This window comes from Actinomadura oligospora ATCC 43269 (genome assembly GCF_000518265.1).
GTDB classification, from domain to species: Bacteria; Actinomycetota; Actinomycetes; order Streptosporangiales; family Streptosporangiaceae; genus Spirillospora; species Spirillospora oligospora.
In genome coordinates, this window is the sequence record NZ_JADG01000008.1 from 248,282 (window position 1) to 268,098 (window position 19,817).

At 70.4% G+C, this 19,817-nt stretch carries 15 protein-coding genes; 4 read left to right on the forward strand and 11 right to left on the reverse strand.

Features of this window, described 5'->3' with window-relative positions; translation table 11 throughout:
* Positions 1–39: 39 nt before the first annotated feature.
* From P696_RS0113010 to P696_RS52370, 3 genes are all read right to left on the reverse strand, one after another.
* Positions 40–666, reverse strand: coding sequence for a tetratricopeptide repeat protein (locus P696_RS0113010; RefSeq protein ID WP_026412686.1), 627 nt, complete (start codon positions 664–666; stop codon positions 40–42).
* A 187-nt stretch (positions 667–853) separates the two neighbouring features.
* Positions 854–2,266 carry an NYN domain-containing protein gene (locus tag P696_RS0113015; protein ID WP_026412687.1) on the reverse strand — a complete coding sequence of 471 codons (1,413 nt, stop codon included), beginning with the start codon at positions 2,264–2,266 and terminating at the stop codon, positions 854–856.
* A 470-nt stretch (positions 2,267–2,736) separates the two neighbouring features.
* Positions 2,737–5,370 carry a sigma-70 family RNA polymerase sigma factor gene (locus P696_RS52370; RefSeq protein WP_051467461.1) on the reverse strand — a complete coding sequence of 878 codons (2,634 nt, stop codon included), beginning with the start codon at positions 5,368–5,370 and terminating at the stop codon, positions 2,737–2,739.
* Between the two features lie 379 nt (positions 5,371–5,749).
* Here P696_RS52370 and P696_RS0113025 point away from each other — a divergent pair, with 379 nt between their 5' ends.
* The gene (locus tag P696_RS0113025; protein WP_026412688.1) at positions 5,750–6,148 is read left to right on the forward strand and encodes a hypothetical protein; all 399 of its coding nucleotides are present in this window, start codon (positions 5,750–5,752) and stop codon (positions 6,146–6,148) included.
* Positions 6,149–6,281: 133 nt separating this feature from the next.
* On the opposite strand, the gene P696_RS0113030 is transcribed toward P696_RS0113025, so the two are convergent.
* Together P696_RS0113030 and P696_RS0113035 are read right to left on the reverse strand one after the other, a co-directional pair.
* Positions 6,282–8,027, reverse strand: a complete 1,746-nt coding sequence (locus P696_RS0113030; RefSeq protein ID WP_483756976.1) for an alkaline phosphatase D family protein — start codon at positions 8,025–8,027, stop codon at positions 6,282–6,284.
* A 65-nt stretch (positions 8,028–8,092) separates the two neighbouring features.
* Positions 8,093–8,641 carry a GNAT family N-acetyltransferase gene (locus P696_RS0113035; protein ID WP_026412690.1) on the reverse strand — a complete coding sequence of 183 codons (549 nt, stop codon included), beginning with the start codon at positions 8,639–8,641 and terminating at the stop codon, positions 8,093–8,095.
* A gap of 145 nt (positions 8,642–8,786) precedes the next feature.
* Between P696_RS0113035 and P696_RS55850 the strand changes: the two genes are divergently transcribed.
* The gene (locus P696_RS55850) at positions 8,787–8,942 is read left to right on the forward strand and encodes a hypothetical protein (protein ID WP_157429664.1); all 156 of its coding nucleotides are present in this window, start codon (positions 8,787–8,789) and stop codon (positions 8,940–8,942) included.
* Positions 8,943–9,070: 128 nt separating this feature from the next.
* Here the strand turns inward: P696_RS55850 and P696_RS45145 are convergent, their stop codons facing one another.
* Positions 9,071–10,870, reverse strand: coding sequence for an MFS transporter (locus tag P696_RS45145; RefSeq protein WP_084337379.1), 1,800 nt, complete (start codon positions 10,868–10,870; stop codon positions 9,071–9,073).
* 123 nt (positions 10,871–10,993) lie between these two features.
* On the opposite strand from P696_RS45145, the gene P696_RS0113045 reads away from it, so the two are divergent.
* Complete coding sequence (locus P696_RS0113045) at positions 10,994–11,722, forward strand: TetR/AcrR family transcriptional regulator (RefSeq protein WP_026412691.1); 729 nt, start codon at positions 10,994–10,996, stop codon at positions 11,720–11,722.
* A gap of 400 nt (positions 11,723–12,122) precedes the next feature.
* On the forward strand, positions 12,123–12,515 hold the full coding sequence (locus P696_RS0113050; RefSeq protein WP_084337381.1) for a MarR family winged helix-turn-helix transcriptional regulator: 393 nt from the start codon (positions 12,123–12,125) through the stop codon (positions 12,513–12,515).
* Positions 12,516–12,647: 132 nt separating this feature from the next.
* Here P696_RS0113050 and clpB read toward each other — a convergent pair whose 3' ends face one another.
* The 5 genes from clpB to dnaK form a co-directional block, all read right to left on the reverse strand.
* On the reverse strand, positions 12,648–15,248 hold the full coding sequence (clpB, locus tag P696_RS0113055; RefSeq protein ID WP_026412693.1) for an ATP-dependent chaperone ClpB: 2,601 nt from the start codon (positions 15,246–15,248) through the stop codon (positions 12,648–12,650).
* Positions 15,249–15,262: 14 nt separating this feature from the next.
* Entirely contained in the window at positions 15,263–15,712 is a 450-nt protein-coding gene (locus P696_RS0113060) for a heat shock protein transcriptional repressor HspR (protein WP_026412694.1), read from the reverse strand.
* A 7-nt stretch (positions 15,713–15,719) separates the two neighbouring features.
* The gene (gene dnaJ, locus P696_RS0113065) at positions 15,720–16,904 is read right to left on the reverse strand and encodes a molecular chaperone DnaJ (protein WP_026412695.1); all 1,185 of its coding nucleotides are present in this window, start codon (positions 16,902–16,904) and stop codon (positions 15,720–15,722) included.
* 119 nt (positions 16,905–17,023) lie between these two features.
* On the reverse strand, positions 17,024–17,638 hold the full coding sequence (gene grpE, locus P696_RS0113070; RefSeq protein WP_026412696.1) for a nucleotide exchange factor GrpE: 615 nt from the start codon (positions 17,636–17,638) through the stop codon (positions 17,024–17,026).
* A complete protein-coding gene (gene dnaK, locus P696_RS0113075; protein WP_026412697.1) occupies positions 17,635–19,491 on the reverse strand; it encodes a molecular chaperone DnaK in 1,857 nt (618 codons plus the stop codon). Before dnaK ends, grpE begins: the two co-directional genes overlap by 4 nt.
* Between the last annotated feature and the right edge of the window lie 326 nt (positions 19,492–19,817).

Here is a 19,817-nt window from a genome sequence, read left to right on the forward strand (position 1 = left end):
TTTTCGCAGATCAGATGGGTTGATGAGGAGAGATGAAGGTCAGGTGTCGGCGTTCTTGAGCAGGTCGTCGAGCATCGCGTCGTAGTCGTCCTCGGGGCGGCCGAGGTCCATGCGCGCGCGATAGCGGAGCCGGAGCAACGCCTCCAGGCTGTCCTCGGCGAGGGCGGCGTCGTCGGGATCGACCGCCTCACCGCCGGGCCTCACAGGGATCCTCCCCGCGGCACGGTCACGCAGCACGAGCACGATGTCCACGCCGTTCGTCGACCACTCGTGCGCGCCCAGGACGTCGCCGTGCGCGTAGAGCGTCTCGGAGACGGCGCGGTACACCTCGGGGTCACGCGGCTCGTCCGCACGGATGTCGCTCACCAGGGCGCGCGCCTCGGCGACGTGTCCCAGCTCGAACAGGGCGTCGGCCAGATACGCGCGCGGGTCGCCGTAGGTCTCGCCGCCGTCCTCCACCGCGCGGCGGTAGAACTGGGCGGCGCGGTCGTGCTCGCCGGCGTGCTGCCACTGCTCGCCCGCGCGCAGCAGCACGTTGGCGCGCGACACCCCGCCCGACACGGCGTCGGCGAGCTCGGCCAGCCGCCGCGCCGCCGCGATGTGATCGCCCGTGCGCAGCGTGTCGAACTCCAGATCGTCGAGATCGTCTTCCGTCACATGCGTCACGCCTCAACGCTACCCGGCGCCGCACGCCCGAAGCGGGCGAATCTCGGATGATCGCTGATGAATTCGCGTTTCCCGCAGGTCATCGGCGGTGTGAACGCGGGCAAGGCGGGTCGAACCCGCGCGGTGACGGTCACCCCCACGGGCGGTAAGAGCACCCGGGCGGTGTCCGGAACGGGCGTTTCGCCGATCAGCGGCGTGAGCGCTCCAGCGCGTCCCAGAAACCGCGGCGGAGGGCGTGCCTGACCTCGTCGTGTAGCAGGAAGTCGATGGGGAGCGACGAGCCCTGGAGTAGGCGGGCCTCCAGGTCGGAGGGCATGCGCGGCTTACGCGCGAGGACGGCCTCGAGCCACAGCGCGGGCGCGTCGCGGGCGACGGACTCGCCGAAGTCCTGGCCCTCCTGATGGGCGGCCTTCACCGCGTCCGAGAGGCTCGGCGCGCTCTGCGCGGGGACGGGCAGCGGCGCGATCTGCTGCGGACCGGTGTACGGGCCGTGCGGCTGGGACGGCATGGACGGCGGCGGCGTCGAGGGCGGCGACATGGGCGAGGAGCTGTAGTGCGGGCCGGTGGACGGCGGCGGCGTCGACGAGGGTGACTTGGTCGCGGACGGCCCGGGCGTGGGCGCCGCGTGCAGGGGCGAGGGGGTGCCGGTCGGCGAGCCCGAGGTGCCGGACAAGCCGATGCCGCTCGTCCCGAGGGCTTCCAGCGCGCTGATGCCGGACGGGGGCGAACCGAGCCCGGAGGCGGACGAACCGAGCCCGGGCACGGACGAGCCGAGCCCGGCCGAACCGAGACCGCCCGCGCCGAGGCCCCCCGCGCTGAGCGGCGGGGGAGTGCCGGCGCCGAGGCTCGGCGTCCCGGACCCGAAGCTGCTGCCGAGCCCGGTCGAACCGGATGCACTCGCGGGCGCGGGGGTGATCGGGGACGACGGCGGCGGACTGCTGTGCGTGCTGGACTGGAGCGGGCTGAGTGTTCCGGTGCCGACGCCGCCGTTACCGTTGCCGTGCCCGTTCGACAGAGGACCGGGCGTGGTCGTGGAGGTGCCTGTGCCGCTCGCGCCGTCCACGCCGGTCAGCAGGTTCACGTACGGGCGCAGGTGGCCGGAGCCGATCTCGATGAGGTCGTCGCACTCCTGCCTGAGCACGCGCGAGATCGTCCAGTTGCCGTCGACGGCGACGTGCACCACGGTCACGCGTACGCCGAGGTCCTGCGCGTCCGCGACGACCTGGGCGAGATCCTCGTCGCCGCTCACGACGACGGCGTCGGCGAGCGCGCCGTTGCGCGCGAGCGCCATCAGGTCGCGATGGATCTCGGTGTCGACGCCCTCGCGGCGGCCCGGACGGATGCGGCCGAGCCGCAGCTTGAGGCCGGGCAGGTCGGCGAGCGCCTCGTGCTCGGGCGCGCGGCGCCCCTCGACCGTCGCCTCGTACCAGTAGCAGCGCAGCATGGGCAGGCTCGTGCGCTCGCGCGCGAGGTTGCCAAGCAGTTGCAGCAGGCCGCCGAAGTCCCAGGAGACGGCCTCGCGATGGCGTGTGCCGTGCACCGCCATGGCGCCGTCCGCCAGCAGGTAGCCGGCGTCTACGAACAGCGCACAGCGATCCATGCGGCTCCGCCTTTCGTCAACACGGGACCTCATGCGGCTCCCACCCGGCGGCGAGGTCGGCAAGGGTCACCCTCATCGGGCCCGCCCTCCTGGCTCTCGGACGTGGGCCGGTCGAAGACCCCGGGCGTTCTTAGCGTAGTGAAGCCCGTAAGACCGGTAGGCCAATACGGCGATTCGACACTCTTTCACGACAGTACGCCGTGCGCGAGCCCCCTGACGCCCGTGCTCCGGCGCGCGGCCCGTCCGTCGGACGGGCAACTCCTGCGCGGACGCTACCAGCCGTTCCGGTCGGTCCCTAATGCTTCGTCCATGATCTTTACGGAAACTCCCGGCGCACGGTTCAATGCGGGCGAGTCGTCCTCTGGGCTCATGACCAGCGCATGGTGCGTCCGTGGTTTGAGCACGTCAGAAGCCTAGGTGAAGGCTTGTTGTCGGGCCGGAACTCAGCTCCGCATAGACGCGTTCACTGTTCAGCTCCGCATCGGCGCGTTCACTGTGACGACACCAAGGAGCAAGGCGTCGTCCTGAGTCTCCATAGAGAGCGTGGAGCGTCGCCCGAGGACGGCGGTGAAGTCATCCACGTCCGTGCCGAACGTCAGCTGCCGCCCGACCGCACCTAGGGAGGAGTTGTCGAACACGTTGTCCGTTGAGCGGGTGCCTGTGATGGGTGTGAGTGGACGTCCGTCCAGGAGAAGTCGATCGCCTTTAAGCCCGGAGTCGCCCTCCCAGCCGACAAGCCCGATGTGCGCGGGACGCGCTGCGGGGATGAGTCCGCTAAGCGGGATGGTCGTGCTGCGGTCGCCCTGGGGACTCAGCGCGCGCGGGCCGTCCAGAACGGCGACCTGCTGAAGCGGAGCAGCCGGATCCCTAACAACGACGACCAGACTCCAACCGGCGTAATGCGAGACTCCGGGAACGGTCGGGACGTCCGCTCCCCACCACTCGCCGCTCCCGTGCGCGCGCACGAGGTTCGTGACGTCCGCGAACGCCTGGTAGGCGGTGAAGTCGGGGAGGCGGCCATTCTGCACATCACTCGGACGCACCGGCTCGTACTTGCCGCTTGGCGGGCGGACGCGCGCGGTGACAGCCCCCGTGTCCGCGCCCTTCGCCACCCCTGACCAGTACAAGCCGGCCCACAGAACGGATGAGGCCTTGGGAAGGGCCAGGCGTGCTGCGCTGGACGCCTTGGTGGATGGGTCGTTATCCCGATCCACTGGCTGCATGTTCCAGAAGTCGTCGTCCTGCTCCTCGCCTTGGCGGCCGAGTGCCTGCTTGCAGCTCTGCTGGGTCTCGTCGCAACTCATTAGGGAGTTGCCTATGGACATGACGCTGGCTTTGCCGTCCGTCGCGAACCGTGCCGGCAGGCCGCCCTTGACCACGCCCCAGGACGCCTGTGCCGCGACCTTCTGCTTTCCCGAGTGGAGAGTGACCGTCGGAGGCCGTCCAACAGGCGCCGACTCCCCGACTTGGACGCGTAGATAGGCCGAGGTGCTCTGACCGTTGGGCAGCGCAGCGTGCGTGCAGCGAACGCTGGCGGCCGGGGCCTGAATGGGGCGGCACGACCAGTCGTCCCCTGCGGGCACGAGCGGCTTGAACAGGACACCGTGTCGTCCGCTGGCCGCACCCGCATAGGAGACGTCAGGGGGAAGCTTGACGTCCGCGAGCAGGTCATCCGTCTGACCGCCGGCGTTGTGCACGGTCATTCCGACGATGCCGGGCTGGTTGTGCAAGAGTGCGCCTACTGGGCCGATGTTGACGTCCAGCTTCGCTGGCACCGCTGGCATAGCGGGCACGGGAGCTTTCGGCTTGGACTGCTGCTTCTTCTTGGGCTTCGCCTTGGGGACGGGCTTGGGCGCCTGCGGCGGGAGCTTGGGCTTCGGCTTTGCGGCAGGTGGTTTCGGTTGGGCGGGAGCTGGAACGGCATGCGGGACGGCCAACGGCGGCTTGTGCGGGTGCGTAAGAGGCTGATTGTTCGACGCCAGGTTCATAGCGAGCGCGACCGCCGCCGCTATGACCGCAGCGGTGCCGCCCGCACTCAGCGCTTGCTGCTGCCGCTTGGGCAGATGGCGGAACCACGTCCAGAGACCGCCTCCGACAGCACCGCCCTTGGCCGCTGCCAGGTATGCGGTGACAGCGCCGCCGAGCACGAGCGGACCGAGGGCCTCGCGTAGTGCGGTGTTGATGTCGGCAAGTTCGGCGTAAAGCGCTTTGCATGGTTCGCAGTCGTCCAGGTGTGCTTTGACGCGCTGGCTGTCCCGCTTGGCGAGCCCCCCGCGCACGTGCGCGCCCAACATCTCCAAGACGGGACGGCACTTCTCGTCGACAACGACTGGTGTGTTCGCGAACGCCATGGTCGCTGCCGCAGGTAGCGCGGCAGAGGGCGGGGACGGGACACCGCCTGTGAAGGCGACACCGCTTCGAGGCTTCGCGCGCGCAGGAGCCGACTCCTCGGCGGAACTCGCATCGGCCGGAGGAACCGCAGCGGCCTCTTCGGCCTCCGGATCTGCTGCCGCGCCGTACGAGGTCGCCAAGTGCATTTGCAGGTAGGCCTGACGTAGTCCTTCACGTGCGCGGTAGGCGAGCGCCGCGACTCCGTTGGCCGTTAGCCCGAGGAAGGGCGCCACCTCGGCGGGCTTCGCGCCTTCCACTTCGGTGTGCCACAGGACGGCCTGCCAGCGTTCCGGCAGCGTTCGGAACGCGCGCACGATCATCGAGCGCTCCAGGCCCTCCACCGCCGGATCCACGAAGGGCGCGCCGGGGTCGAACTGCTCGATCTGGTCGGTGCTGTGCAGTCGCTTCTCGCCCCGGTAGCGGTCGTACACGGTCCGCCGGACCGACGTCAGCAGGTACGGCCGGAACCCCGCCTGCGGACCGCCGCCGCGTTGCAGCGCGTCCAGGATCTTTGCGAACGCGTCCTGAACCGCATCCTCCGCCGCGTCCCCACCGACCAGGTGGTGCGCCAGCCCACGCGCGGTGCCCACGTGCCGTTCGTACAGTTCGCCGTACGCCGTGAGGTCGCCTTCGCGGATCCGTGAGATGAGCGCCGCGTCGCTGGCCTCGGTACCGTCACCGGCCGGAGCAGCCTCGAACGCGGTTTCGCTCACGGGTCCTCCAGGTCGTGGCAAGGGCAGGGAGCGTCCACCGAAGAAGCCGGGGACGGAACGCCGCGCGGCCGTCCCTCCCGAGGGAGCTGTGAGTGATGGCTTGACCACGAAACGTCGCCGGGAATGATTCCGCAAACCGCGTCATGACTAAACCGCTTCCGCGTCATAGGTCTGGGAGGACGCACCGAACGGACAGTCCGCCCACCGACACGACCTACGAACGGGCAGGTGAGTGCGTGTGCGTAGGACCGGACTCCGGAACGCGGCGGAAGTGGCGGGAGCTACCGGCGACAATCCGGCGAGTCTCCTCGTGGAGACATGGAGGCGGCGAAGCGCGGAGGCGGGATGGGGGGCGCCGGACGACTGGTGGGCCCCTGCCGTGGAGGAGATGGCGTGTGCGGCCCGCGCGCGCCTGACCGAGCTGTACGCGGCGGGAGACCTGGACGGGCGGCGGCCGTCCGAAACTCACTGCCTGGTCATGCTCGACCTCGCCGACGACTGCGAACCGTGGCGGAAGCTGGCTCACGCCATTGTCGTCGCCTACGAGCTACGCGCTGTGTTCCGCCACGGAGAAACCCTCGCGCAGATTGGCCCCGGGCGTGCGGCTGTTCTTGCGCCGCTTTCGCCGCACCTGTCTCGCCGCCTGAGAATCCTGCACGGTCGGATCGTCCGGACGATGGGCCGCGACGCTCTCGCCGGACGATTCCTGATGTGGGTGGAGTGCCTCCCGTGCGCGCGTGAGGACGCACTTTCCCTGCTCGACCCGCAGCCTCGTTGAGCGGCCGGACCCAGGCAATTCCGGCCGACGGAGGCCATCGGTGTCGCCAGCCCCGGCGAGGGGGCGGGGCTGGCGCCGATGGCCCCGATGGGGGTGTCCGTTCCGATTCAGGAGGGGGCGGAACGGACACACCTCACCGGGTTATCGAGATCGTGGAAATCTGCGTCAACTCCGTGGGCGTGGTGGGCGACTGCCATTGGACGCGGCTGTCGCGCCCGGTCAGCTCGACCGTCGCGATCGCGTTGTCGAACCAGGGGCCGTCCGTGATGCGCCACCGCAGCGGCGGGCGCGGAACACGCGCCATGCGGGCGAGCCAACGGAACGGCATTCCCACGCCTCGTGCGCACGCGAAGCGGTTCGCCCACTGGTACTTGCCGGGGAGCGGGTTGCGCAGCGGTGAGCACACGACCTGCACGACGTCGGAAGCCATGTCGGGGGAGGTCACACGGGCCAGGTAGGAGTAGTGGACGTCACCGGAGAGAAAGGCGACTGTGGCGGGCGCGGTACCCCGCTCGCCGCGTGCCACGGCGATGACGTCGTTCGCGACCTCTCTGAAGGAACGTTCGAACGCGGCCCAGTGCTCCAGGTCGGCGGCCTGCCGGATCTTCTCCCCCGCGCCCGCGGCGCGGGTGCCCCACGCGCCCTCCGCGACGGCCTCGTTCCACGACTCCGCGTGGTGAATGGCGGGCGCGAGCAGGTACGGCAGGGACGACGCGACCAGCAGATGGTCCACGTCGCCCTGGAACTGCCTGTCCAGCCAGTCGAACTCCTCGTCGTCGAGCATGCCGCGTCGTTCCGGCGTCAGCAGCCGCGAGCATCGGCTGTCGACGACGACCAGGCGCGTCCGTCCCCACTCGTGCGCGTAGCTCCAACGCGCCGTCGCGGGCTCCCGGTCGGCGCGCTCAGCGAACTCGTCCAGAACCTTGCCGCTGTCGCCGCTGCTGGCGGACGCCTCCCGGACGGCCGTGAACACCTCGTTCGCCATGCGTTCTTCAGGCGAGAGGTTCCCCAGGTGCTGATAAACCCAATACGAGCTGATGCCGCCGACGATGCGGTCCCGCCACCACGGCAGCGCCCACATCTGCTGCCGCCACGTGTACGAGGTGTTCCAGTCGTCGCGGATGTCGTGGTCGTCGAACACCGTGAGCGAGGGCACCGTGGACAGCAGCCAACGCACGGCCGGATCCTCGCGCCAAGCGAGACGGTAGAGCTGCGTGTACTCCTCGAAGTCGGCGATCTCATCATCCGGACACGCCTCGGCGGGTGGCTTTGGCTCCGCAACCTCGCCGGTTCCAGATGTACCGCCACGGTTCGCTGGTGTGCTGGGCTCGGCGGTGCCGGTTTGGCGTCCGTCGCGTCGCGCGCGCACGATCTCGCGCATCGCCGGATCGAGTTCGTCCGCGTACACCTGGTCGCCGACCATGAGCAGGATGTCGGGCCACGCCGTGTCCCCACGTACGAGGTGGTGCGCGAGAGCGGCGAGAGTGTCGAAACCGGCCTTGCCCTCACGGTCCGGAGAGCGGCGGCATGAGCCGAACGAGACGCGCAATGTGCCGGACGGATCGAGCGTGCGCAGCTGACTGTCGGGGAACGTGGAACCCTCTTCGGGCCAGACGCGGGCGCCGTTCAGTTCCACCTGGTACGGAACACGCGCGCCGGGAGCGAGACCGCCGACCTCGACGAGCGCGAAGTGATGTCCGTGGATGGTGAACGTCTCCGCCCCCGCCTCCACGTCCCCCGCGCGCACGAGCACCCGGCATGGACGGTCGGTCTCCACCCACACGGTCGCGGTGCTTTCGCCGACATGCCGGAGGAGAGGTCCAAGTACCAATGCGGTCATAACTCGCCTCTCTACTGGATGCGAGCCGTCCCCGTCCATGGGTTGGCACGTTCGACTATCGGGCCCGTCCACCATGGTGAGAGCAGGGAAAACGGATGAATCCGTCAGGACGTGGGGGAGCAGGGGACCCAATAGCGCAGCTTGATCCCACGACGGTCCTCCAGAACACCGCCGTTCCGCTCGATGACGGAACGTGACGCGGTGTTGTCAGTGTCACAGGTGACGAGCAGCTGCTCGATGCCGAGCCCGCGCGCGATGGGTAGAGCCGCCCCGAGCATCGCGCTCGCGTGCCCGCGACGGCGGGCCGACGGCCGGACGTCGTAGCCTACGTGCCCGTTCGACTCGAGCAACCAGGGGTTCAGCCGATGCCTGAGGGTCAGCCGCCCGACGAACTCGTCCCCGTCCACCCACCACAGGATCGTCGTGGGGACGTGCTCGGGCGGGCGCGGCGTCTCGTCCAAGGCCAGCGAGCGGACGTGCCGGACGAACCGGCCGAACGGCTCCGGCTCGTCCCATTCGCCCCCGTAGACGCGGATGTCCCGCCCGAGCCAGCTGTCGTCCTCGGGCGCCCCACGGCCCTCCGCGCGGAACTCCGCCATCGCGGCGAGAAACGAGAGCCGGACCCGTGCGTTCGGAGCGATCAATGCAGGCACGTGTCTATTTCTATCGGGAAAGGGCTATGTGTCGGGTGGGTGCCACCTAGGTACTTGTACTCGCCCATGGTGGGGCAGGCCCCACCATGGATTTGGGGTGCTGGTCCCATGTCTCCAGCATGCGCGCATCCCTAGATTCGGTGGCATGAGGGAGAACAGCCGCACCGAGGTCCGTCCGCGTCGCATCGTCCTGATCGGTGCACTGGTCGGGGCGGTCCTGGCGGCGGGCGTGCTACCGCCTCCGCCTAACCCCGTCCAGACGATCGCGCGGCAGGCCGTCGCGCGCCACGCACAGCCCTGAGCCGCCGTCCTCAGGCGGATCGGCGGCTCAGCGGGAGTTATCCACAGGTTGGGGACCGGCTTTCGAACGGGGGCTCCGTCCGGCCAGGCTGGATCCCGAGCGGCCCGTCCGGGGGGACGGGCCGAGGCTCAGGACTTCCGGATGGGGGAGGGGTTCTCGGTGGGGATTTCGAAGGTCGCGATCCCGGCGGCGTCGGTCGCGCCCGCCGTCACGTTCCCGGCGATGGCGGTCGCCTTCGCGGTGGCCGCGGCGTCGTCGGCGACCGGGATGACACCGGTCGGTCGGGCGATGGTGCTGGCTGCCTCGCTGACCGCGTTGGTCATCTCGGCCACGTCGGTGTGGTCGGTCGCAACGGTGTCATCGGCCGACCTGGCGTCGGTGGCGGCAGCGGCGCCGGCGGTCGTGTCGTCGTTGGCCGCCACGGTGTCGTTGGCGGCGATGGTGTCGGTGGTGGCCGTGGTGTCGGCTGCGGGGGCGGTGCGGGACCGCATGACGAAGAGGGCGAGGACGGTCGCGGAGACGACCCCGGCCAGGCTGGCGAGGAACGTGGTGGCCATGGCCGTGGTGAAGGCGTCCCGGGCTTCGTGGATCAGGGAGGCGTCGCCGGTCCGGGCGGCGACGGCGAGGGCGTCGCCGATGGACTTGCGGGCCTGCTCCGGCGTGCCGTCGGGCATTGCCGCGCCGTAGGCGCTGGTGAGGACGGTGCCGAGCAGCGCGACGCCGAGGGCCGCGCCCGCCTGCTGGATGGTGTCGTTCAGGGCCGAGCCGACTCCGGCGTGCTCCTCGGGAACCGCGCCCATCAGCGCGCCGATGGTCGCGGGCATCGCCAGGCCGCTGCCGGCGCCCATGAGGAACAGGCCGACCGCGACCGTCCAGTAGCCGTCGCCGGGGGAGACGGTGGAGAGGGTCCCGAACCCGGCGGCGACGACCAGCAGGCCGGTGACGGCGGTGATCCGGTTGCCGAGCTTGCCGACCATGCTCGCGCCGAGGCCGTTGAACAGCAGGGCCGCGACCGCGATGGGGATGAAGGAGAGGCCGGTCTTCATGGGCGAGTAACCGAGGACGAACTGCAGGTACTGGGTGAGCGCGAGCAGCAGCCCGCCGTTGCCGATCTCGACCAGGGTGAGCGAGAGGCTGCCGCCGGCGAAGTCGCGGTCGCGGAACAGGCCCAGCGGGACCATCGGCGACTCGACCTTGGTCTCCCAGACCACGAAGCCGACGAGGGCGGCCACGGCGAGGGCGCCGCCGACCAGGGTGTGCGCGTCCATGCCGTTCTTCGGGAACTCGATGATCGTCCAGACCAGGGCGACCATCCCGGTGGCCGACAGGACCATGCCCAGCGGGTCGGGCCTGCGCCACGGGCCCCGGGACTCCGGCATCAGCGTGGCGGCGGCGACGATGGAGACGGCGGCGATCGGAACGTTGATCAGGAAGACCGCGCCCCACCAGAAGTGCGCGATCAGGACACCGCCGAGGATCGGTCCGCCGACCAGGCCGACCATGGAGACGACGCCCCAGGCCGCCATCGCCTTCGGCCGCTCGTCCTCGTCGAACACCGTGATCAGGATGGACAGGGTGCTGGGCAGGATCAGCGCGCCGCCGACGCCCATCACCGCCCGCGCCGCGATCAGCATCCCCGGGGACTCGGCGAGCGTGCCCGCCAGCGAGGCGATCCCGAACAGCGCCAACCCGATGATCATCACCCGGCGCCGGCCGAAGCGGTCGGACAGGCTGCCCGCGGTGAGGAGGAGCCCGGCGAAGACCAGGATGTAGGAGTCCAGGATCCACTGGATGTCCTGCGCGCCGGCCCCGAGGTCCTCGGTGAGCGGCGGGATCGCCACGTTCAGCGCCATGTTGTCGACGACCAGGACCAGGGTGCTCAGGCAGAGCACCAGAAGGATCCACCAGCGTCGTGGACTGCGGTTCATCTCGTCTCCCGGGGGGTGCGTACAGTGTTCGCGTCGTTGGGAACACTGTACGCATGCCGGAACGGTGTGCGCAAGTGGGTACGGCGTGCGCTAGACTGGACTCGATCCGAAAGGAGGCCGCAGATGGCCGACGACCAGGTGATCTCCTCGGTCTGGGCACGTCCGGAGAAGAGCCGGAACGCCCGTCCGGCGCTGAGCCGGGAGCAGATCGTCGCCGAGGCGATCGGGCTTCTGGACGCCGAGGGGGTGGACGCGCTGAGCATGCGCAAGCTCGGCCAGGCCCTGAACGCGGGTGCGACGTCCCTCTACCGGCACGTCGCCAACAAGGACCAGCTGCTCGAGCTCGTGGTGGACGAGATCTACGGCGAGCTGCGCGTCCCCGCCCTCGACGACCCCGCCGAATGGCGGCAGGCCGTCAGGGCCCTCGCGCACGAGATGCGGCAGATGATCCTGCGCCATCCGTGGATCGCGCCCATCCTCGGCCTGGTCGGCTCGTCCTACCTCGGCCCCAACGTCACGCGCCTGACCGACGAGATGCTCGGCCTGTTCGAGGACGCCGGCTTCGCGCTGGAGGAGGGCAACGGCGTCGTGAAGGCGCTGTTCGCCTACGTCATCGGCTGGACGACGTCCGAGGCCGCCTGGCTCCTGGCCCTCGCCCGCAGCGGCCAGACCGAGGAGGAGTGGCTGGACCAGATCCGCCCCGCCATGGAACATGCCATGGAGGCCCACCCCCGCCTGGCCAGGCTCTACAAGGCCCAGCGCGAAGCCCGCCCCAACCTCAACATCCCCCAGGACGAGTTCGACTACGGCCTGGACCGCTTCCTGGCCGGCACAAACCCCACCCACCCCTAACCCACTCCGCCCCGCCCAACTCCGCCCAACTCCGGCCTTCCGTCCGGGCCTCCACCTCGGGGCCCAGGTGCCTGTGCGCGGTGTGCCTTCGGCCAGTGCGCTTTGCCCGGGGGCCTCGTGGGCGTGCCTGCCCGACCACTCCCACCTTGGCCGCTCCGCCCGGGTGCCCCTTCGCCCCGGCCCAGCTCCGGGAGGCCCCGCCTTCGGGTGCCTTGCCCGGCCTCCTTGGGCTTGGTGTTCTTGGTTGGCTGCGGTCGCGGGGGCGCCTCACCTTGGGAGGGGGAGTGGTAGCTTCCTTGGTGAAGTTGCTGCTTTTGGGAAGCTTTTCTGGGTGGGAGGGGTGGGGCTGGTGGCTGGTGGGGATCCGTCGGCGGTTTATCAGCGGTACTTGAGTGCGCTGATGCTGCATGGGCAGGCGAGTGCGAAGGCCGTTGATCTGGGGGCCACGGATCTCTATGCCCTGAACATCCTCAAGTTGTTCGGGGCTTTGACGCCCGGGGAGCTGGGACGCCGGGCCGGGCTGACGACCGGGCCGACGACGCGGCTGGTCGATCGGCTGGAGCAGGCCGGGTACGTGCGGCGGGTGCCGGACGCGGAGGACCGGCGGAAGGTCATCGTCGAGCTGGTCGCGCAGCCGTCCGGGCTGGACGAGGCGCTCGCGCCGGTGCGGCAGCGGATCGGCGCGATCATCCAGGACTACACGCCGGAGCAGCGGGCGCTGCTGTTCGACTACTTCGACCGCGCCGCCGACGCGTTCCAGGAAGCCACCGAGGAGCTCCGCGCCAAGCGCTGACCCCGCGCGTGGCCCGGGCGCGTAGACCAGGGAGCGCGCCACGCGTGGCCCGGGCGCGTTGCTGCCGGTGACGGCGAGGTTCTCGTCGTGGGTATGGGAAAGGGGGCGCTTGGGGCGCCCCCTTTCTTGGTGTCAGGCTGTGGCAGCGGGGGTTCGGGATGGGGTGACGGTGAGGGTGTCGGCGAGTTCGTCGAGGTCGACTCGGACCTCGTCGCCGTCCTGGATGGTGCCGGAGAGGAGTTCCTTGGCCAGGCGGTCGCCGATGGCGGTCTGGACGAGGCGGCGGAGGGGACGGGCGCCGTAGAGCGGGTCGTAGCCGGTCAGGGCCAGCCACTCGCCGGCGGCGTCGGTCACCGTGAGGCGCAGGCGGCGGTCGGCCAGGCGGCGGGCCAGGCGGGCGATCTGGAGGTCGACGATGCTGGTGAGCTCGTCAGTGGACAGGGCGTCGAAGACGATCACGTCGTCCAGGCGGTTCAGGAACTCGGGCTTGAAGGAGTTCCGGACGGCCGCCATGACCGCCTCGCGCTTGGCGCCGTTCTCCAGGGCCGGGTCGACGAGGAACTGGGAGCCGATGTTGGACGTCAGGATCAGGATCGTGTTCCGGAAGTCCACCGTGCGGCCCTGGCCGTCGGTGAGGCGGCCGTCGTCGAGGACCTGGAGCAGGATGTCGAAGACCTCGGGGTGCGCCTTCTCCACCTCGTCCAGCAGGACGACCGAGTACGGGCGCCGCCGGACGGCCTCGGTGAGCTGGCCGCCCTCCTCGTAGCCGACGTAGCCGGGAGGCGCGCCGACCAGGCGGGCCACCGCGTGCTTCTCGGAGTACTCCGACATGTCGATGCGGGTCATCGCCCGCTCGTCGTCGAACAGGAACTCCGCGAGGGCCTTCGCCAGCTCGGTCTTGCCGACGCCGGTCGGGCCGAGGAACAGGAACGAACCGGTCGGACGGTCCGGGTCGGAGATGCCCGCGCGGGCGCGGCGGACGGCGTCCGACACGGCCGTCACGGCGGTGCGCTGGCCGATGAGGCGGCGGCCCAGCTCGTCCTCCATGCGGAGCAGCTTGGCGGTCTCGCCCTCCATCAGGCGGCCGGCGGGGATGCCCGTCCAGGACGCGACGACGTCGGCGACGTCGTCCGGGCCGACCTCCTCCTTCACCATGGCGTGCGCCTGGTCGTCCTGCTCGGCGGACGCCTCGGCCAGCTCCTTCTCGAGCTGCGGGATCTCGGCGTAGGTGAGCCGGGACGCGGTCTCGTAGTCGCCCTCGCGCTGCGCCCGCTCGGCCTCGCCGCGCATCGCGTCGATGCGCTCCTTGACCTCGCCGACCCGGTTCAGCCCGGCCTTCTCCTTCTCCCAGCGGGAGTTCAGGACGTTCAGGTGCTCCTGCTTGTCGGCCAGGTCCTTGCGGAGGCGCTCCAGGCGCTGGACGGACGCCGCGTCGGTCTCCTTCGCGAGCGCCATCTCCTCCATCTTCAGCCGGTCGACCGAGCGCTGCAGCTCGTCGATCTCGACCGGCCGGGAGTCGATCTCCATGCGCAGCCGGGATGCCGCCTCGTCCACCAGGTCGATCGCCTTGTCCGGCAGGAACCGGGAGGTGATGTACCGGTCGGACAGCGTCGCGGCGGCGACCAGCGCCGAGTCGTTGATCTGCACCTTGTGGTGCGCCTCGTACCGGCCCTTCAGCCCGCGCAGGATCGCGACGGTGTCCTCGACGGACGGCTCGCCCACGAAGACCTGCTGGAACCGGCGTTCGAGGGCCGGGTCCTTCTCGATCCGCTCGCGGTACTCGTCCAAGGTGGTCGCGCCGATCATGCGCAGCTCGCCGCGGGCCAGCATCGGCTTCAGCATGTTGCCGGCGTCCATCGAGCCCTCGCTCGCGCCCGCGCCGACGACCGTGTGCAGCTCGTCGATGAACGTGACGACCCGCCCCTCGGACTCCTTGATCTCGTTCAGGACGGCCTTGAGCCGCTCCTCGAACTCGCCGCGGTACTTGGCGCCCGCGACCATCGCGCCGAGGTCGAGCGAGACCAGCGTCTTGCCGCGCAGCGACTCGGGCACGTCACCGGCCACGATCCGCTGGGCGAGGCCCTCGACGACGGCGGTCTTGCCGACGCCGGGCTCGCCGATCAGCACCGGGTTGTTCTTGGTCCGCCGGGAGAGCACCTGCACGACGCGCCGGATCTCGGCGTCGCGGCCGATCACCGGGTCGAGGTCGCCCTCGCGCGCGGCGGCGGTCAGGTCGACGCCGTACTTCTCCAGCGCCTGGAAGGTGTCCTCGGGGTTCTCGGAGGTGACGCGGGCGTGCCCGCGGACCTTCTCGAACGCCTCCAGCAGCGCGTTCGGGGTCGCGCCGTACTCCTTCAGCAGCCCCGCGACCGGCCCGCCGTCGGCGGCGAGGCCGACCAGCAGGTGCTCGGTGGAGACGTACTCGTCCTCGAGCTGGCGGGCGCGGTTGGCGGCGGTGTTCACCGCGACGATCAGCTGCCGCGACATCTGCGGGGACGACACGGTCGAACCGGCCGCCTTCGGCAGCGCCGCGAGCTGCTCCTCGGCCCGGCTGCGGACGGCCTTCCAGTCCGCGCCGACGGCCTCCAGCAGCGGGACGGCCGTGCCGTCGGTCAGCTGGATCAGCGCGACGAGCAGGTGCGGCGGTTCGACCTGCGGGTTCCCCTCGGCGGCCGCGCGGCGCACCGCGAGCGACACCGCCTCCTGGGACTTCTGGGTGAGCTTGTAGTCCATGTTCGGCTGTCCCCTCAGTGCTCCCGGCCCCGCTCGTGCCAGACGACCACGCCCGTCGCGCGGATGGGCACGAGGTCTCCCCCGGGAGCGTCACCGGATTCACCGCGTCGGCGCTGCTGCGCGAGGCGCGCCGCGACCGCGCGGGTCGATTCGAGTTCGTTGGCGAGGTCCTGCAGGGTGTCGCGGGCGCGCTGGAGCTCGTCGCCGAGCCGCGCGTTCTCGCGCTGCAGTTCCAGGATGTGCTTGATGCCGGAGAGGTTGACGCCCTCCTCCTGCGAGAGCCGCTGGATCTCGCGGAGCGCGACGATGTCGCGCATGGAGTAGCGGCGTCCCCGGCCCTGGGTGCGGCCGGGGGACACCAGGCCCAGTCGGTCGTAGGTGCGCAGCGTCTGCGGGTGCAGTCCGGACAGCTGCGCCGCCACCGAGATCACATAGACCGGCGTGTCATCGCCGAAGGGGTCCATGGTGCACCTACTCCTCCCCGGCCTGCTGGAGCAGTCCGCCGCGCAGGTCGTCGCCCTCACCGGACGACCGCAGCGACTCCAGCGCCGTGCGGGTCTGGTCGTCGAGCTTGCCCGGCACCTGGACGTCCACCGTGACCAGCAGGTCGCCCTTGGTGCCGTCGCGCCGTGCCGCGCCGCGTCCGCGCACCCGGAACGTCCGCCCGTTGGGCGTGCCCTCCGGGACGCGCAGGGTGACCGGCTGTCCCTGGAAGGTCGGCACCCTGATCTCCGCGCCGAGCGCGGCCTCGGGGAAGGTCACCGGGACGGTCAGGGTGAGGTTGTCGCCGCTGCGGCCGAACACCTTGTGCGGCGTGACCTTGATGTTCACGTACAGGTCGCCCGCGGGGCCGCCGTTCTCGCCGGGCGCGCCCTTGCCCTTGAGGCGGATCTTCTGCCCGTCGGCGACGCCCGCCGGGATGCGGGCCTGGATGGTGCGGGTGCCGGTCGCGCGTCCGCTGCCGCTGCAGGTCGGGCACGGGTCGTCGACGACCAGGCCGCGTCCGCGGCAGATGTGGCAGGGCTCGCTGAACCCGAAGTTGCCGAGGTTGCGGGTCTCCTGCCCGGTGCCCTCGCAGTTGGGGCACACCCGCGGGACGGTGCCGGCCTTCGCGCCGGTGCCGTGGCAGGTGGGACAGGCCGCCTCGCTGGTCAGCTTCAGCGGCACGGTCACGCCGTTCATGGCGCGGCCGAACGGCAGCGTCACCTCGGTCTCGACGTCGGCGCCGCGCCGGGCCCGCCGTGCGGACGTGCCGGTGCGGGTGCCGCCGCGGTTGAACAGGCCGCCGAACAGGTCGCCTATGCGCTCGCCGGCGCCGTGCGTCCCGGCGCCGCCCGGCGTCGGGCCGCCCTGCCCGAAGAGGTCCCCCAGGTCGAAACCGAAGCCGCCGCCCTGCCCGCCGCCGGCGCCCCGGAACCCGCTCGGCATCGAGCGGACCTGGTCGTACTCCTTGCGGCGCTGCTCGTCCGACAGGACGCTGTTCGCCTCGGAGACCTCCTTGAAGCGGTCCTCGGCGTCGGCGTCGCCCTTGTTGCGGTCCGGGTGGTACTGCTGGGCGAGCTTGCGGTACGCCTTCTTGATCTCGTCCTGCGAGGCTGTCTTCGAGACACCGAGGACCTTGTAGTAGTCCTTCTCGAGGTAGTCCTTGGTGCTCACAGATCCTCGCCTTCCGCGTCTTCCTCTGTCTGCTGCCGGTGGTGCCCCGGGCCGTCCCGCGCCCCGCGCTGGGGGAGGACGGCCCGGAACGGATCTTGCCGATCGGCCCGCGGGGACCGCTACTCGGGGCGGTCGTTCTCCGCCTCGGCGGCCTCGTCGCCGTCCTGCGGCTCGGCGACCGCGACCCGTGCGGGACGCAGCACGCGCTCGCCGATCCGGTAGCCCGGCTGGAGGACGTCCGCGACGCTGGTCTCGGTGACCTCGGCCGAGTAGGCGTGCATCAGCGCCTCGTGCACCGTCGGGTCGAACGGCTCGCCCTTCTCGCCGAAGCGCTCCAGGCCGAGCTTGCCCGTCGCCCCCTCCAGCGCCTCGGCGACCGACTTGAACCCACCGTTCAGCTCGTTGTGTTCGCGAGCCCGGCCGATGTCGTCCAGCACCGGCAGCAGCTCGGCGAGCACGCTCGCGAGCGCCTGCTCGCGGACCGCGACGCGGTCGCGCTCGACGCGCTTGCGGTAGTTGTCGTACTCGGCCTTCAGCCGCTGCAGGTCGGCGGTGCGCTCGGCCAGCTGCTGCTTGAACGCGGCGGCCTCTCCGCTCTCCGCCTCGGCGGGGGCCCCGGGGGCGGGGGCGGACGTCTCGTCCGCCCCCGCCTTCCGGACCTTGCCCGTCTCCGGGTCGATGCGCCGCCGGTCGCGGATCACCGGGCCGTCGTGTTCCTCACGGGGTGAGGTCACTTGGCGTCACCCTTCGGCTTGTCGTCGTCCACGATCTCGGCGTCGACGACCTCGTCGTCCTGCGGCTGGTCGCCCGCCGCGCCCGCCTGCTCGCCACCCGGCTGGGCGGCGCCCTCCGGGTTCTGGGCGTACATGGCGGCGCCCATCTTCTGGCTGGTCTGGGCGAGCTTCTCGGCCGAGGACTTGATCGCCTCGACGTCGGTGCCCTCCAGGGCCTTCTTGACCTCGGCGACGCCCGCCTCGACCTCGGTCTTCAGCTCGTCCGGGACCTTGTCGCCGTTCTCGCGGAGGAACTTCTCGGTCGAGTACGCGAGGGTGTCGGCCTGGTTGCGGACCTCGGCCTCCTCCTTGCGCTTGCGGTCCTCCTCGGCGTACTTCTCGGCCTCGTCCATCATCCGGCTGATGTCGTCCTTCGGCAGCGCCGAGCCGCCGGTGATGACCATCGACTGCTCCTTGCCGGTGCCGAGGTCCTTCGCGGAGACGTTCACGATGCCGTTGGCGTCGATGTCGAAGGTGACCTCGATCTGCGGGACGCCGCGGGGCGCCGGGGGCAGGCCGGTCAGCTGGAAGGTGCCGAGCTTCTTGTTGTACGCCGCGATCTCGCGCTCGCCCTGGTAGACCTGGATCTCCACGGACGGCTGGTTGTCGTCGGCCGTGGTGAAGGTCTCCGAGCGCTTGGTCGGGATCGTGGTGTTGCGCTCGATGATCTTGGTGAAGATGCCGCCCTTGGTCTCGATGCCGAGCGACAGCGGGGTGACGTCCAGCAGGAGGACGTCCTTGACCTCGCCCTTCAGGACGCCGGCCTGGAGCGAGGCTCCGATGGCGACGACCTCGTCGGGGTTGACGCCCTTGTTGGGCTCCTTGCCGCCGGTCAGCTCCTTCACCGTCTCGCTGACGGCGGGCATGCGGGTCGAGCCGCCGACCAGGACGACCTGGTCGATGCCGTCGACGCTGATGTTCGCGTCCTTCAGCACCTGCTGGAACGGCGCCTTGGTGCGCTCGAGCAGGTCGCTGGTGAGGCGCTGGAACTCGGCCCGGGTGAGCTTCTCGTCCAGGTGCAGCGGACCCTCGGACGAGGCCGTGATGTAGGGCAGGTTGATCTGCGTCTCGGACGAGCTGGACAGCTCGATCTTGGCCTTCTCACCGGCCTCGCGGAGCCGCTGCAGGGCCATCTTGTCCTTGGACAGGTCGACGCCGTTGGCGTTCTTGAAGCGCTCGACCAGCCACTCGACGACCTTGTTGTCCCAGTCGTCGCCGCCGAGGTGGTTGTCGCCGGAGGTCGCCTTGACCTCGACGACGCCGTCGCCGACCTCCAGCAGGGACACGTCGAAGGTGCCGCCGCCGAGGTCGAAGACCAGGATGGTGGCCTCGTTCTCCTTCTCCAGGTGGTAGGCCAGCGCGGCCGAGGTCGGCTCGTTGATGATGCGCAGGACGTTCAGCCCCGCGATCTGGCCGGCCTCCTTGGTGGCCTGGCGCTGGTGGTCGGAGAAGTAGGCGGGCACGGTGATGACCGCGTCGGTCACCGTCTCGCCGAGGTAGGACTCGGCGTCCCGCTTGAGCTTCTGGAGCACGAACGCCGAGATCTGCTGCGGCGTGAACTCCTTGTCGTCGATCTTCTGCTTCCAGTCGGTGCCCATCTCACGCTTGACCGACCGGATGGTGCGGTCAACGTTGGTGACGGCCTGGCGCTTGGCCACCTCACCGACGAGGACCTCGCCGTTCTTGGCGAAGGCGACGACGGACGGCGTGGTCCGCGACCCCTCCGCGTTGGCGATCACCGTGGGCTCGCCGCCCTCCAGAATCGCGACGACCGAGTTGGTCGTCCCGAGGTCGATGCCGACCGCACGTCCCATGTCTCGTCCTCCGTGGATCTTGCTAGCCGTTCGCCGGAGCGGCGGGCCCGGGGGGCCTCGCGTCCGGCGTCAGTCTTCCGCTGTGTGTCAGAGTGCCGCCCCGAGGATCTCTTGTCAAATGACTTGAGTCGAGGAGACTCAACTTTGCTGACGTCTCAATGAACAGGACGCTTGAGCCCCCTATTCCCGTTCCCAGACTCAGGGTTTCCCGGGGACGAACCCTCCTCGAGGAGGAGCGGATCCCCTGCCCCGGGAGGACGGGGCCGGGGGAGAAGGCCGGGGTGGAGCGGCCGTGAAAGGCTCCCGGGGCTTCGGGTGATACAGGA